Raw genomic sequence first — 14,739 nt, forward strand, 5'->3', positions numbered from 1 at the left:
ACTTTAAGGATGGCCGTGAAATCCCCCGCGTTTCGCAGAAAGTTTCCCTTGCTGGTTACTGGCAGTCTGCTGGCTTTTCAGCCGCTGACCTCCGTTCTTGCTGCCCCGGCAGCCCAGCAGTTCAACTGCGCTCCTTCCGCCACAGGCGGCTGGGCGTGTAATACTACCGAGGCCACGAGTAATGTGCCTCCCCGCCCAGCTCATACAGAGTCGGCTGTCAGTGCAGGCGATGGCCCGCAGAACGCAGCCGCCCGCGAGCCGGAGAAGACGCTGGTCACCGAGAGCGAAGGCCGAGGCCTTGCTTCCCGAAGCGCGGACTATAGCCATCTGGATTGGGTGCCGCGTGAAAAGCTGACCCCTGCGCAGCTGGCGGAAACAGGCCCCTACTGCTCGGGCGCCTATGTCGAGCCACAGCGCCCCGGCATGAATGACAAAACGCCGATGAGCGAATCGCCGACGTACGTCACCGCCAAGGTGTCTCGCTATCAGGAAGAGACTCAAACCGCCACCCTCGCAGGTGATGTAATCCTGCGGCAAGGTCATATGCAGGTCGAGGCGAATGAGGCCAACCTGCATCGAACTGAAAACCGGGGCGAGCTGAACGGTAACGTCAAGTTCCGTGACAATGGCATGCTCGTGGTGGGCGACAATGCTCAAGTGCAACTCGACAACGGCGCCGTTCAGGTGGATAACGCCGAATACGTTGTGCACCAGAACCGCATTCGGGGCAGCGCGCTGTATGTCAAGCGCGGCGAAGACGCCATTATCCGTCTGAAAGACGGTACCTATACAACATGCGAGCCGGGCAGCAACTCATGGACCGTCAAGGGCAACAACGTCACGTTGAACCCGGCGACCGGCCTGGGCTATGCCACTAACGCGACCTTGCGCGTCAAGGACTTTCCAGTCCTCTATACACCGTTCATTTATTTCCCGATCGACAATCGTCGTCAGTCAGGCTTCCTGCCGCCGACTATTGCCTCGTCGAGCGATAACGGTCTGACCGTCGTAACGCCCTATTACTTCAACCTGGCGCCCAATTACGACGCGACTCTGTACCCACGCTACATGGCCAAGCGCGGCCTGATGATGGAAGGTGAGTTCCGTTATCTGACGCATAGCAGCGAAGGTCAGATCAGCGCGGCGTACCTGAACGATCAGGAAAATGATCATGAAGGCATGCCGGAAGCAACGGACAGGCGCTGGCTGTACGGTTGGAAAAACCGCACAGGCCTGGACTCGCGTTGGCTGGCAGAAATCGATTACACCAAGATTAGTGATCCGTATTACTTCCAGGATCTGGATACCGACCTAGGCATCAGCAAACCCACCTACGTCAACCAGCAGGGCCAACTGACATACCGTGGCGACACTTACACGGCTCGCCTGAACGCTCAGGCCTACCAGCTGGCTACGGTATCCGACGTGACACCATATAACCGCCTACCTCAAGTCACGCTGGATGGACGCTTGCCTTACAACCCAGGCGGCTTGCAATTTACCTATGGTACCGAGTTTGTTCGCTTCGAGCGCAGCTTAGATGATGATGAATATCCTGTATTTAATGATAATGACGAGCAAATCGGTACTAGGCGACGCCCAGATGTAAACCTGTTTGGTTTGACGCGGGCTGAAGGTGATCGTATCCATGCTGAGCCTGGTATTTCTTTACCTATGAATGCCAGCTGGGGCTATCTGACGCCATCTGTTCGGTATGCTTACACCCGTTACGACTTGGACCTTGACGCCCAAGGCAAAAGCGATTTGAACTCTCCATTATCAGCTGGGCGCCGGCAATTTTCTGGCTCCAGCCTACAAAGCTTTAATGACAGCCCAAGCCGCTCCGTCCCGATCATAAGCATCGATAGTGGTCTTTATTTTGATCGTGAGTCCAATCTGTTTGGTGAGGGTGGCAAGCAAACCTTGGAGCCTCGAGCCAAATACTTGTACGTTCCGTACAAGGATCAGGACGACATCCCAGTATTTGATACCAGCGAGTACACCTTCAGCTATGATTACCTGTGGCGTGACAATCGCTTTACCGGTAAGGACCGGATTGGCGATGCCAATCAGTTAGCACTGGGCGCAACCTCTCGATTCATTGAGCCAAGTGGATTCGAACGAGCCAATGTCAGCTTTGGCCAGCTGTTCTATTTCCGCGATCGCCGCGTACAGCTGCCAGGTTTGACGGAAGATGATATTGCTTACGCCCGCAGCCTTGGCCAGGACGTCGACAATCCTCAGGCTGACTCCTGGCGCTCGCCTTATGCATTGGCCGGTATGTACCGCTTTAATCGCGACTGGCGCGTCAATGGTGAATTCAATTGGGATCCGACCATTAACCACACGGACTCTGGCAGCGTAATGTTCCATTACCAGCCGGAAAACGATCCTCGGAAGATCGTCAACGCAGGCTATCGCTACCGCAATAACACCCGTGTCTATGATCCTAATTTAGGCCGTTTTGCTTACAGTAGCGATGATTACAAAATCAATCAGCATGATTTCTCCGTGATCTGGCCGATCGTTCCGCAATGGTCCGCTATTGCCCGCTGGCAATTCGACTATAACAAGAGCCGTACGCTCGAGGCCTTTGGCGGCTTCGAATATGACAACTGCTGTTGGAAGCTGCGTCTGATCAACCGCTACTGGGTCGATACGGATGATGATGCTTTCTACAGCTCACAAACGTCCAAGTCTGACCGCGGCGTCTTCCTGCAGATCGTCCTGAAAGGGCTCGGCAACGTCTTCGGTGGCAAGACCGAAGGCTTCCTGGATAAAGGCATTCAAGGCTATCGTGAACGTGAAGACCAAGCTATGTAACGCCATGCGCCCACTTGCTTTAGGTGTGGCGCTGACTATCAGCTCAATGGCCCATGCTGCCGTGGTACCGCTGGACCGAGTGGTTGCCATCGTAGACAACGATGTGGTGATGGAGAGTCAGCTCAGACAGCGCCTGACCGAGGTGAAGCAGAACATTGCCAAGCGGGGCGGCGAAGTACCGCCCGACAGTGCTGTAGAAAATCAGGTACTGGAACGGCTGATTCTGGAAGACATACAGCTGCAGATCGCTGAACGTAGCGGCATTCGTATCTCGGAAGACGAGCTAAACCAGGCGGTTGCCACAATCGCTCAGCGCAACGGACTGAGCGTGGCTCAGTTTCGTCAGGCGCTGGCTCAGGATGGCCTGACCTATGACGATGTTCGCGACCAGGTACGTCGTGAGTTAACTATCAGTCGCGTACGGCAGCGTCAGGTGGCCCAGCGCATCCAAATCAGTCAGCAGGAAGTGCAGAACTTCCTGAACTCCGATTTGGGCCGCATCCAGCTATCAGAAGAATACCGCCTGGCCAATATTCTGATTCCTGTCGCGGATAGCGCTTCTTCCAGTGAAATCCAGGCTGCTGGCCAAAAGGCCATGCAGATCTATAACAAGGCTCGTCAGGGTGCTGACTTTGGCGAGCTTGCCATTGCCAACTCGGCTGGCGATAACGCCTTGGATGGCGGTGAGATAGGCTGGCGGAAAGCCGCCCAGCTTCCACCTCCCTTCGATCAGATGATCAGCTCGATGAAGCCAGGTGACGTCACTGAGCCTGCTCGTGTACCAGGCGGTATTATCATCCTCAAGGTTGAGGACAAGCGTGGCGGCGAAAGCTCGGTGGTTGACGAAGTTCATGTTCGCCATATCCTGCTAAAGCCAAACGAAATTCGCAGTGACGAGGAGACACGTCGTCTAGCGGAACGCCTGCGTGAGCGCATCGAGGGTGGTGAAGACTTTGCCGAACTGGCCAAGAGCTTTTCGGAAGATCCCGGTTCGGCACTTAACGGTGGCGACCTGAACTGGATCAACCCGGAGTCTCTGGTACCTGAGTTCCGCGAGGTCATGAACAGCACCTCTGCAGGCCAGCTGTCTCAGCCTTTCCGTACGCAATATGGCTGGCACATTCTGGAAGTCCTGGGTCGTCGTGCTACGGACAACAGCGAGCAGGTTCGTCAACAGCAAGCCCTCAACCTTCTGCGTAACCGCAAGTACGATCAGGAGCTGCAGCTGTGGCTGCGCCAGATCCGCGACGAGGCTTACGTGGAAATCAAAAAGTGACAGGGCCAAAGCGCTTTGCTTTGACGCCCGGGGAGCCAGCAGGCATTGGTCCGGACCTTTGCCTGCTGCTTGCCCAGCATCCTCAGCCCTACCCTCTTATTGCTATTGCCAGCCAGTCTCTACTGGCCGAGCGAGCCCAGCAGCTCGGCCTCTCAATTTCCCTTATCAGCGTTACGCCATCTGACTGGCCTGTGCAGCCCACTAACGCCGGGGCGCTTTATGTATGGGACACACCACTAGGCGCACCCGTGGTGGCTGGCCAATTGAGCCCTGCCAATGGTCACTATGTTCTGGAAACCCTGACTCGGGCCGCGCAGGGCTGCCTCAATGGCCACTTTGCCGGCATGATTACCGCACCGGTTCACAAGGGCGTGATCAATGAAGCAGGCGTTGCGTTCTCCGGACATACCGAATTTCTTGCCGACCTGACCCATACTCCGCAGGTTGTCATGATGCTGGCAACGAGGGGCCTGCGCGTAGCGCTTGTCACTACGCACTTGCCCTTACGTGAAGTGGCGGACGCCATCACTGGCGAGCGTGTCCAGGGTGTAGCACGGATACTTCAGGCCGACCTGCAAGAGAAATTCGGTATTCCGAAGCCGCGAATTCTGGTCTGTGGCCTCAATCCCCACGCCGGCGAAGGCGGACACCTGGGCCGGGAAGAGATCGAGATCATCGAGCCTGCACTTGAGCAGTTGCGTGAAGAAGGTCTTGAACTGATAGGCCCTTTGCCAGCTGATACACTATTCACACCCAAATACCTCGATCACTGCGACGCCGTGCTCGCCATGTATCACGACCAGGGCCTGCCTGTGCTCAAGCACAAAGGCTTTGGTGCCGCGGTCAATATTACCTTAGGCCTACCGATCATTCGTACATCGGTCGACCATGGTACTGCCCTAGATCTGGCTGGAACGGGCCAAGTCGATACCGGCAGCCTGAGCGTTGCCCTGGAGACGGCCTATCAAATGGCCGAAACACATATCAATGACTGAGCTTTATCAACACAAGGCGCGCAAGCGTTTTGGACAGAATTTTCTTCATGATGCCGGCGTCATCCACCGCATTCTGCGCGCCATCAATGGAAAGGCAGGTGAACATCTGCTGGAAATCGGCCCTGGCCAAGGAGCGCTCACGGAAGGACTGCTGTCCAGTGGCGCAACGCTAGATGTCATAGAACTTGACCAGGATCTTATCCCCCTGCTCAAGCTAAAGTTTGGCCTGAACCCTCAGTTCATCCTCCATCAGGGTGATGCCCTCAAGTTCAATTTTGCCGAACTGGTTAGTGGCGAGAAGCTGCGTGTCGTGGGCAACCTGCCCTACAACATTTCCACTCCATTGATCTTCCATCTTTTGGACCATGCAGACGTTATCTCCGACATGCACTTCATGCTGCAGAAGGAAGTCGTCGAGCGGCTGGCAGCAGAGCCAGGCGGCGGCGATTGGGGACGTCTGTCAATCATGGTTCAATACCATTGCCGCGTTGAGCACCTGTTCAATGTAGGCCCTGGTGCATTCAATCCTCCACCCAAGGTGGATTCGGCCATTGTGCGCCTTGTTCCACATACCGAACGTCCGTATACCGCTAAAAATCCAAAGATGCTTGAGCGAGTCGTACGTGAAGCGTTCAATCAGCGCCGCAAGACTCTGCGCAATACACTCAAGAGTCTCATGAACAGTGATGCCATCGAGGCTGCCGGCGTTGAGCCGGGTCTACGCCCCGAGCAACTCGATATCGCAGCCTTTGTCCGCTTGGCCAATGCCTTGGCAGATCAGCCACAGAGCAACTAAGGTCATCTGAATAACCTGAATATTTAAGAGGTCAGCCTCAGTGTCCGACCCACGCTATTCCATTAAAGTGGCTGTTTCCACACGCTACCTGCCGGAGCAGTCTCAGGAGGCGCAGAATCGCTTCGCCTTCGCCTATGACGTCACCATTACCAATGAGGGCAGCCTGCCGGCACAGCTGCATGCACGCCACTGGATCATTACCGATGGCAATGGTCGGACCCAGGAGGTGCGCGGTGCTGGCGTGGTAGGCGAACAGCCTGTACTCGCACCAGGAGCAACGCACCAATACAGCAGCGGTACGGTGCTCGAAACCCGCGTAGGCAGTATGCGTGGCAGTTATCAGATGGAGGCCAGTGACGGCCATACCTTCGATGCCGTTATTGCGCCCTTCCGCCTCGCTGTTCCAGGTTCCTTACACTGATGACGCTTTATGCCGTTGGCGACTTGCAAGGTTGCCTTGACCCGCTCAAGTGCCTGCTCGAAGAAGTAGACTTCGATCCTGCGCAGGACCGTCTCTGGCTGGTTGGTGACCTGGTCAACCGTGGCCCGCAATCACTGGAAACGCTGCGTTTCCTGTATGACATGCGGGAATCCATCGTCACCGTACTGGGCAACCATGACCTTCATCTTCTGGCGGTTTCGCTCCATCCCGAACGCATGAAGAAAAGCGATACGCTGCGCAAGATCCTCAAGGCGTCAGACTGCGACGAGCTGCTCTCCTGGCTTCGCCAGCAGCCGCTTCTTCATTACGATGAGCCGCGCGATACGATTCTGGTTCATGCTGGTCTGCCGCCGCAGTGGACGCTGGAGAAGGCACTCTCCCTGGCCAAGGAAGTAGAAACTGTTCTGCGGGATGATGAGCACTTTCCACAGTTCATAGACGGTATGTACGGCAATGAGCCGGCACTCTGGGAGGAGAGCCTGGAGGGTGCTACTCGCTGGCGCGTTATTACCAACTACCTGACGCGCATGCGTTTCTGCGCACCGGACGGCACGCTGGAGCTGAAAACCAAGGAAGCCTCCGGCAGTGCGCCTGACGGCTATGCCCCCTGGTTCAGCCATCCTGGTCGTCTGACGCGTCAGCATCGGCTGATCTTTGGCCATTGGGCGGCACTCGAAGGCCGCTGCGATGAGCCGGGCGTGTTTGCGCTGGATACCGGCTGTGTCTGGGGCAACAAAATGACCTTAATGAATGTCGATACCGGCGAGTGCCACAGTTGCGCCTGCCAGGAAGGAGGCTAAAGATGAGCGAGTTTCACTGCATTGATCCTGAACAGGCGCTGGAGCTGCGCCAGCGTGGCGCAACAGTTGTGGATATCCGCGACCCTCATAGCTACGCCACCCTGCATATTGCGGGCTCTCAGCGGATCGATAACCAGACCCTGCCCGACTTCATGGCCCAGGCCGATATGGATCAGCCGCTGGTTGTCGTGTGCTATCACGGTCATTCAAGCCAGAGCGCTGCCGCCTTTTTTTCCCAGCAGGGCTTCAGTGAAGTCTACAGCCTAGATGGCGGCTTCGAAGTCTGGCGAAGCGTATATCCCGACGAGACGGAAAGCGGCTCGTTTTGATTGATCCTTCAAGTGCTTAGCACACGCTTTTGACGATCCCGTTACACATAAGTCCAAAGAGGGGCTTCCACATCTCCATAATCGGACTATTCTTGGATTAGGCCTTCCCATTCAGGGAGCCGGATTTCCGGCGGGCCATCGGTACGACCATTAGGTGTTCGGGGGAATTCCAAACGGTTGCTCCGTCGACTGTTGCTGTTTTCCGTGCACGCGTACGACCGATCCCAGCCGGCTCGAGGGTATCCAGCGAGGAGACGTCATGAGCATTTTCAGTCACTTCCAGGGGCGTTTCGAAGCGACTCGTCAGGAAGAATATTCCCTTCAGGAATATCTTGAGATCTGCAAGAAGGACCGTACTGCCTATGCCAGTGCCGCTGAGCGCATGCTCATGGCTATTGGTGAACCGGAGCTGGTAGATACCGCCAGCGACCCGCGCCTTTCGCGCATCTTTTCCAACAAGGTGATCCGTCGTTACCCTGCTTTTGCAGACTTCCACGGGATGGAAGATTGCATCGAGCAGATCGTTTCGTATTTTCGGCACGCAGCCCAAGGCCTCGAAGAGAAAAAGCAAATTCTTTATCTCCTGGGTCCTGTAGGGGGCGGTAAATCGTCATTGGCGGAAAAGCTCAAGCAGCTGATCGAGCGTATTCCGTTCTATGCCATCAAGGACTCTCCGGTCTTTGAATCTCCGCTGGGCCTATTCAATCCTGATGAAGATGGCCAGATTCTTGAAGAGGACTATGGCATTCCTCGCCACTATCTGCGTAGCATCATGTCGCCTTGGGCAGCCAAGCGATTGCAGGAGTTCGGCGGAGATATCAGCAAGTTCCGTGTTGTAAAGCTGCACCCCTCCATCCTCAACCAGATCGCTATCGCCAAGACCGAGCCAGGCGATGAGAACAACCAGGACATTTCCGCGCTTGTCGGCAAGGTCGACATTCGTAAGCTTGAGGAATATCCGCAAAACGATGCAGACGCCTATAGCTACTCAGGCGCTTTATGCCGAGCCAACCAAGGCTTGATGGAATTTGTGGAAATGTTCAAGGCACCTATCAAGGTGCTGCACCCACTCCTGACCGCGACTCAGGAAGGCAACTACAACAGTACCGAAGGTCTGGGTGCCCTGCCCTACAGCGGGATCATCCTGGCTCACTCTAACGAATCAGAATGGCATACCTTCCGTAACAATAAGAATAACGAGGCCTTCATCGACCGTATCTACATCGTCAAGGTCCCGTATTGCCTGCGTGTTTCGGATGAAATGAAGATCTACGATAAGCTCCTCATTAACAGCTCTCTATCCAAGGCTCATTGCGCGCCCGATACGCTCAAAATGTTGGCGCAGTTTTCTGTACTTTCACGCCTGAAAGAGCCTGAAAACTCGAATATCTACTCCAAGATGCGAGTGTACGACGGTGAAAACCTGAAGGACACCGACCCCAAGGCCAAATCGATTCAGGAGTATCGCGACACAGCAGGTGTCGATGAAGGCATGAACGGTTTGTCGACCCGTTTTGCCTTTAAGATTCTTTCACGTGTCTTCAACTTCGATGCCAACGAGATTGCAGCCAACCCTGTTCATTTGCTGTATGTGCTTGAGCAGCAGATCGAGCAGGAGCAGTTTCCGGCAGAAGTCCGCGAGCGCTACATGCGCTTTATCAAGGAATACTTGGCACCTCGTTATGTCGAGTTCATCGGCAAAGAGATTCAAACCGCCTACCTTGAATCGTACAGCGAATACGGACAGAACATTTTTGACCGCTACGTGTTGTACGCCGATTTCTGGATTCAGGATCAGGAATACCGTGACCCGGAAACAGGTGAAATTCTCAATCGCGCGGCGCTGAACGAGGAGCTGGAGAAGATCGAGAAGCCGGCAGGCATCAGCAACCCGAAAGACTTCCGCAACGAGATCGTCAACTTTGTGCTGCGCGCGCGTGCCAATAACAATGGCAAGAATCCCAGCTGGCTTTCTTACGAGAAGCTGCGCACGGTCATCGAGAAGAAGATGTTCTCGAACACCGAGGATCTCCTGCCGGTTATCAGCTTCAACGCCAAGGCAAGCAAGGAGGACCAACAAAAACACAACGACTTCGTGACTCGCATGGTCGAGCGTGGCTATACCGAGAAGCAAGTGCGGTTGCTGTCCGAGTGGTATCTGCGGGTACGGAAATCGCAGTAAAGAACGCAGTCGTATCGTCACAGGCAGAGGCGGCGTGACCGTGCTCTGCCGTGACCTGTCCGGCGGTAGGCAAATCGCAATATGCCAAGCCTATCGTAGGACCGCGGACTGCTCCATTTCCGAGCCCGGAGGGCGTCTATGAGTTATGTCATCGACCGGCGTTTGAATGGCAAGAATAAGAGCACGGTAAACCGTACACGTTTTCTGCGGCGTTACCGCGAGCACATCAAGAAGGCGGTCGAAGAGGCCGTGAGCCGCCGTTCCATTACCGATATGGAGCATGGCGAGCAAATCAGTATTCCCGGCCGCGACATTGATGAGCCCGTGCTGCATCACGGTCGTGGCGGCAAGCAAACGACCGTTCATCCCGGTAACAAGGAGTTTTCTTCAGGAGACCGCATTCCGCGCCCCCAAGGAGGCGGTGGTGGCGGCGCAGGCCAAGGCAAGGCCAGCAACAGTGGCGAAGGCATGGATGACTTCGTGTTCCAGATTACCCAAGACGAATTTCTCGACTTCATGTTCGAGGATCTTGAACTGCCGAATCTGGTGAAAAAACAGCTGACCGGCAGCGACACGTTCAAGACAGTACGTGCTGGTATCAGCAGCGAAGGGAACCCGTCGCGCATCAATATCATCCGGACTTTACGCTCCGCTCATGCCCGGCGAATTGCTCTGTCGGGCGGGAGCCGCAACAAGCTGCGCGAAGTTAAGGCAGAGCTTGCACGCCTGCGTGTCGAGGAGCCGGACAACATCACTGATATCCAGGCGCTCGAAGCCGAGATTGTGCGTCTGCGCGCCCGGATCGATAAGGTCCCGTTCCTGGATACCTTTGACCTCAAGTACAACCTGTTGAGCAAACAGCCTACGCCAAGTTCAAAGGCAGTGATGTTCTGTCTGATGGACGTTTCCGGCTCGATGACCCAGGCGACCAAGGACATCGCCAAGCGCTTTTTCATCCTGCTCTATCTGTTTCTCAAGCGTAATTACGAGCGAATCGATGTGGTGTTCATTCGCCACCACACCAGCGCACGTGAAGTGGATGAAGAAGAGTTTTTCTATTCCCGTGAAACGGGCGGCACGATTGTGTCCAGTGCATTGAAGCTCATGCAGGAAATCATGGCGGAGCGGTACCCCATCAACGAGTGGAACCTGTATGCCGCGCAGGCTTCGGACGGTGATAACTGGAACGACGACTCGCCTATCTGCAAGGATATCCTGGTCCGCCAGATACTGCCGTTCATGCAGTACTACACCTATGTAGAGATCACGCCACGGGAACATCAGGCCTTGTGGTACGAATACGAACAGGTGCGCGGGGCGTTTCCCGAGTCCTTTTCGCAACAGCAGATCGTATCGGCTGCCGATATTTACCCGGTGTTTCGTGAACTGTTCCAGCGGAGGCTTGTGTCATGAAGCGTCAGCCTATTTCCACCGGCTCGGAATGGACATTCGAGCTCGTACAGGCCTACGACCGGGAAATCGGTCGTATCGCTAAGCGCTATGCCCTGGATACCTATCCCAACCAAATTGAAATCATCACAGCCGAGCAGATGATGGACGCCTACGCGTCCGTTGGGATGCCCATCGGCTATAACCACTGGTCCTACGGCAAGCACTTCCTGCATACCGAAAAACATTACAAGCGCGGGCAGATGGGCTTGGCCTATGAAATCGTGATCAATTCGGATCCTTGCATCGCCTATCTGATGGAGGAAAACACCATCACGATGCAGGCCCTCGTAATTGCCCACGCCTGTTATGGGCATAACAGCTTCTTCAAGGGCAATTACTTGTTCCGGACCTGGACAGACGCCAGCTCCATCATCGATTACTTGGTGTTCGCCAAGCAGTACATCACGCAATGCGAAGAACGCCATGGCATTGATGCGGTAGAGGACCTCCTCGATTCCTGCCATGCACTGATGAATTATGGCGTGGATCGCTACAAGCGGCCCTATCCCATTTCCGCTGAAGAGGAGCGCCGTCGGCAAAAGGAGCGTGAGGAGCTCCTGCAGCGACAGGTAAACGATCTCTGGCGCACCATCCCCAAGATGGGTGACAAGGATAAACACGAAGAGGATGCGCGCTTCCCCTCTGAGCCTCAGGAAAATATTCTTTATTTCCTTGAGAAACATGCCCCGTTGCTAGAGCCCTGGCAGCGTGAAGTTATCCGGATCGTGCGCAAGATCGCTCAGTACTTCTATCCGCAGCGGCAAACGCAGGTAATGAATGAAGGCTGGGCAACCTTCTGGCATTACACCTTGCTCAACGATCTCTACGATGAAGGCCTCGTAACCGATGGCTTCATGTTCGAGTTCCTGCAGTCTCACTCAGGCGTGATCTACCAGCCAAGCTTCGACAGCCCCTATTACAGCGGCATCAACCCTTACACCTTGGGCTTTTCCATGTTCCGCGATATTCGTCGGATCTGTGAGAATCCCACCGAAGAAGACAAGCGCTGGTTCCCGGATATCGCAGGCAGCGACTGGCTCTCTACCGTTACGTTCGCGATGAAGAGCTTCAAGGACGAAAGCTTTATCCTTCAGTTTCTGTCGCCCAAGGTTATCCGGGATCTCAAGCTGTTCAGCATTCTGGACGATGATCACCGTGATGAGCTGGAAGTCGCGGCAATTCATGATGATCGGGGTTATCGCCTGATCCGTGAGCAGCTGGCAGCCCAGTACAACCTGGGCAATCGTGAGCCTAATATCCAGATCTGGAATATCAACCGTCGCGGTGATCGCTCGCTCACGTTGCGGCACACCCAGCATGATCGCAAACCCCTGGGCGATTCTACCGAAGAGGTACTCAAGCACTTGCATCGCTTATGGGGCTTTGACATTCACCTTGAAACCGCTCAGGGCGATCAGATCGTCAGCACCCAGCACGTTCCGCCCCGGAACGGCCACCGGGACCTTGACCCTCGGCGTACCGACATCGCCATCTCGCCCATCTAAACCCAAGGCCTCCTGTGAGGCCTTGTTTCTTTACATCCTTTTTGGCGTTTACCTACTTCATCGTTATCCTGCTGCCTTCAGGAGGTGAAGCATGCAGATATACAAGGTGGGTGGCGCGGTCCGGGATCGATTGCTAGGACAGCCCGTTACGGAAGTCGATTGGGTTGTTGTCGGAGGTACCGCTGAAGAGCTTACCGCTCAGGGTTTTCGCCCCGTCGGTGCGGACTTTCCCGTCTTCCTTCATCCCAAGACCGGTGAGGAATACGCCTTGGCGCGCACTGAACGTAAAAGCGGTCGTGGCTATGGCGGCTTCACCTTTTTTGCAGACCCGGACGTCACCCTGGAAGACGATCTCATCCGCCGCGATCTGACTATCAACGCAATGGCAGAAGACGAAGCGGGCCACGTGATAGATCCCTATGGCGGCCTGAAGGATCTACACGCACGTCTGCTGCGCCATGTGTCCCCAGCGTTCATGGAGGACCCATTGCGGGTGCTGCGCGTAGCTCGTTTTGCAGCCCGCTATGCTCCGCTTGGGTTCAATGTCGCTCCGGAGACCCTTGAGCTGATGCAGCGCATGGCGACCAGCGGTGAACTGGACGCCCTGACACCCGAGCGCATGTGGAAAGAAATCTCCCGGGCGCTGATGGAGTCAAGGCCGGATGTTTTCATTCAGACCCTGCATGTCTGTGGTGCGCTGGCTGTACTGATACCCGAGATCGACTCCCTGCTCAAAGCCGATGCCGATCCGTCTACCAGCCATACCTTGCGGGTACTGCGCCAATGCGCCAGTCATAAGCAACCCCTTCCCATACGCTGGTCATGTCTACTCATGCAGGTGAAGAGCGATCAACACGAGCCAAACCAGGTTACCGACACGATCGAAGCCATCAATAACCGCTTCAAGTTGCCGCGTGACTGCAGTGAGCTGGCGTTATTGGTCAGCCAGTATCACCCGCACGTCCAGCGTGCAGCCGAGCTGAGCTCAACAGCGCTTCTGGCGCTATTCCAGTGCTTCGACCTGTTCCGTCGGCCGGCTCGCTTCGAGGAGTTCCTTCAAGCCTGTGAAATGGACCACTATGACGCAGCACTCCCCTATACGCAGGCAAATTACATGCGCTCGGTTGCGCAGGCTGCACGCGCAGTAACAGTACAACCTTTACTGGAGAAAGGACTTAAAGGCGCCGAACTTGGGGAGGCTTTGAAGCAGTCGCGCCTCGAGGCCATCGAGGCGTATTGCCGTGACTATTCAGCTGGAAAGGCCTGACACAGCGTGGCTGGCGTCAATGCCTGTCCACGCCATGTAAACGGTACCGGCCATAAACGCTGGACCTTGGGCATCGCAGCCCAAAGAGAAGCGTAATCACGGCCATCGACAGGATGCCTGACTGTGGCGGCTAATAACGAGAGCGGCCAAAGCACGAAGGCATTCTTGAGAATTTCTGCCCGCGGCAGAATCAGCCCATCCAGGTTTCCTACGAGATCGCCATAGGTCAGAATGTCGATATCAAGCGGCAAACCGGTACGATCTGCCGCGTATCGGCCATTATCAGCCTCGATGTGCTTTAAGCGAACACTCAAGTCAGCCAGGGACAATTCTGTCTGGGCCTTGACGACCATGTTGAAGAACGGCTCGCTCTTGATACCCACGGCCTCGCTTTCAAAAACGGGAGAACATGCCAGCTCTCCGCATAAGGCGGACAAGGCCTCCAGTGCCGCCGTCAGATGCTGCTCACGCGCGGTATTGCTGCCAAGGCCCAGGTATACCGTGGTCAGAGACATCCGCGCTCGATCTCCACACCAACCCCTGCCGCCGTCGGTACGGCACCCGGCTTGGTAATCTTCAGCCGCAACCCGGGCAATTGAAACTCCTGCATCAAGAGACTGGCCAGACGCTCGGCAAACGTCTCGACCAACTGGAAGCTCGACTGCTGGGCGAACGCTGTAATACGTTCTGCCACCGCGGCGTAATTCAACGTCTTGTCCAGTTCATCGCTCTCGGCGGAAGGACGAATGTCCCAAGCCATGGTGACATCCAGACGCAAGCATTGACGAATTTCGCGCTCCCAGTCATACACACCAATAACGGTGTCAACTTCCAGTCCCTCGATGAATACCTTGTCCACGACCCTCTCCAGC

The 14,739-nt window shown here is 55.5% G+C and carries 13 protein-coding genes; 11 read left to right on the plus strand and 2 right to left on the minus strand.

Annotated elements, in window-relative coordinates; all coding sequences use genetic code 11:
- Positions 1 to 9: 9 nt before the first annotated feature.
- From AC4LF3_RS17895 to AC4LF3_RS17945, 11 genes are all read left to right on the plus strand, one after another.
- Positions 10 to 2,823 carry an LPS-assembly protein LptD gene (locus tag AC4LF3_RS17895; RefSeq protein WP_491836083.1) on the plus strand — a complete coding sequence of 938 codons (2,814 nt, stop codon included), beginning with the start codon at positions 10 to 12 and terminating at the stop codon, positions 2,821 to 2,823.
- Complete coding sequence (locus tag AC4LF3_RS17900; protein ID WP_491836084.1) at positions 2,804 to 4,099, plus strand: peptidylprolyl isomerase; 1,296 nt, start codon at positions 2,804 to 2,806, stop codon at positions 4,097 to 4,099. Before AC4LF3_RS17895 ends, AC4LF3_RS17900 begins: the two co-directional genes overlap by 20 nt.
- A complete protein-coding gene (pdxA, locus tag AC4LF3_RS17905; protein ID WP_491836085.1) occupies positions 4,096 to 5,094 on the plus strand; it encodes a 4-hydroxythreonine-4-phosphate dehydrogenase PdxA in 999 nt (332 codons plus the stop codon). The genes AC4LF3_RS17900 and pdxA overlap by 4 nt, the downstream gene beginning before the upstream one ends.
- Entirely contained in the window at positions 5,087 to 5,890 is an 804-nt protein-coding gene (rsmA, locus tag AC4LF3_RS17910; RefSeq protein WP_491836086.1) for a 16S rRNA (adenine(1518)-N(6)/adenine(1519)-N(6))-dimethyltransferase RsmA, read from the plus strand. The genes pdxA and rsmA overlap by 8 nt, the downstream gene beginning before the upstream one ends.
- Positions 5,891 to 5,930: 40 nt before the next feature.
- Complete coding sequence (gene apaG / locus AC4LF3_RS17915) at positions 5,931 to 6,311, plus strand: Co2+/Mg2+ efflux protein ApaG (RefSeq protein ID WP_010795978.1); 381 nt, start codon at positions 5,931 to 5,933, stop codon at positions 6,309 to 6,311.
- On the plus strand, positions 6,311 to 7,132 hold the full coding sequence (locus tag AC4LF3_RS17920; protein WP_491836087.1) for a symmetrical bis(5'-nucleosyl)-tetraphosphatase: 822 nt from the start codon (positions 6,311 to 6,313) through the stop codon (positions 7,130 to 7,132). Before apaG ends, AC4LF3_RS17920 begins: the two co-directional genes overlap by 1 nt.
- Before the next feature lie 2 nt (positions 7,133 to 7,134).
- Positions 7,135 to 7,461, plus strand: coding sequence for a thiosulfate sulfurtransferase GlpE (gene glpE / locus AC4LF3_RS17925; protein WP_010795980.1), 327 nt, complete (start codon positions 7,135 to 7,137; stop codon positions 7,459 to 7,461).
- A gap of 259 nt (positions 7,462 to 7,720) precedes the next feature.
- Positions 7,721 to 9,643 (plus strand): PrkA family serine protein kinase, encoded by a 1,923-nt coding sequence (locus tag AC4LF3_RS17930; protein ID WP_122041480.1) that lies wholly within the window; start codon positions 7,721 to 7,723, stop codon positions 9,641 to 9,643.
- Between the two features lie 138 nt (positions 9,644 to 9,781).
- Entirely contained in the window at positions 9,782 to 11,056 is a 1,275-nt protein-coding gene (locus AC4LF3_RS17935) for a YeaH/YhbH family protein (protein WP_491836088.1), read from the plus strand.
- Complete coding sequence (locus AC4LF3_RS17940; RefSeq protein WP_491836089.1) at positions 11,053 to 12,600, plus strand: SpoVR family protein; 1,548 nt, start codon at positions 11,053 to 11,055, stop codon at positions 12,598 to 12,600. The genes AC4LF3_RS17935 and AC4LF3_RS17940 overlap by 4 nt, the downstream gene beginning before the upstream one ends.
- 91 nt (positions 12,601 to 12,691) lie before the next feature.
- Positions 12,692 to 13,867: a multifunctional CCA addition/repair protein gene (locus AC4LF3_RS17945; protein WP_491836090.1), complete on the plus strand. Its 1,176-nt coding sequence runs from the start codon at positions 12,692 to 12,694 to the stop codon at positions 13,865 to 13,867.
- On the opposite strand, the gene folK is transcribed toward AC4LF3_RS17945, so the two are convergent.
- Positions 13,846 to 14,382, minus strand: coding sequence for a 2-amino-4-hydroxy-6-hydroxymethyldihydropteridine diphosphokinase (gene folK / locus AC4LF3_RS17950; protein WP_491836091.1), 537 nt, complete (start codon positions 14,380 to 14,382; stop codon positions 13,846 to 13,848). The genes AC4LF3_RS17945 and folK overlap by 22 nt on opposite strands.
- Positions 14,373 to 14,726 (minus strand): dihydroneopterin aldolase, encoded by a 354-nt coding sequence (gene folB, locus AC4LF3_RS17955; protein WP_010795986.1) that lies wholly within the window; start codon positions 14,724 to 14,726, stop codon positions 14,373 to 14,375. The genes folK and folB overlap by 10 nt, the downstream gene beginning before the upstream one ends.
- Positions 14,727 to 14,739: the final 13 nt, after the last annotated feature.

This window comes from Pseudomonas sp. C2.3V (genome assembly GCF_058536325.1).

Bases quoted from the DNA above. Each gene is read 5' to 3' on its own strand.
- AC4LF3_RS17895 (WP_491836083.1), top strand. From the start codon at position 10: ATGGCCGTGAAATCCCCCGCGTTTCGCAGAAAGTTTCCCTTGCTGGTT.
- rsmA (WP_491836086.1), top strand. From the start codon at position 5,087: ATGACTGAGCTTTATCAACACAAGGCGCGCAAGCGTTTTGGACAGAAT.
- AC4LF3_RS17920 (WP_491836087.1), top strand. From the start codon at position 6,311: ATGACGCTTTATGCCGTTGGCGACTTGCAAGGTTGCCTTGACCCGCTC.
- glpE (WP_010795980.1), top strand. From the start codon at position 7,135: ATGAGCGAGTTTCACTGCATTGATCCTGAACAGGCGCTGGAGCTGCGC.
- AC4LF3_RS17930 (WP_122041480.1), top strand. From the start codon at position 7,721: ATGAGCATTTTCAGTCACTTCCAGGGGCGTTTCGAAGCGACTCGTCAG.
- AC4LF3_RS17935 (WP_491836088.1), top strand. From the start codon at position 9,782: ATGAGTTATGTCATCGACCGGCGTTTGAATGGCAAGAATAAGAGCACG.
- AC4LF3_RS17940 (WP_491836089.1), top strand. From the start codon at position 11,053: ATGAAGCGTCAGCCTATTTCCACCGGCTCGGAATGGACATTCGAGCTC.
- AC4LF3_RS17945 (WP_491836090.1), top strand. From the start codon at position 12,692: ATGCAGATATACAAGGTGGGTGGCGCGGTCCGGGATCGATTGCTAGGA.
- folK (WP_491836091.1), bottom strand. From the start codon at position 14,382: ATGTCTCTGACCACGGTATACCTGGGCCTTGGCAGCAATACCGCGCGT.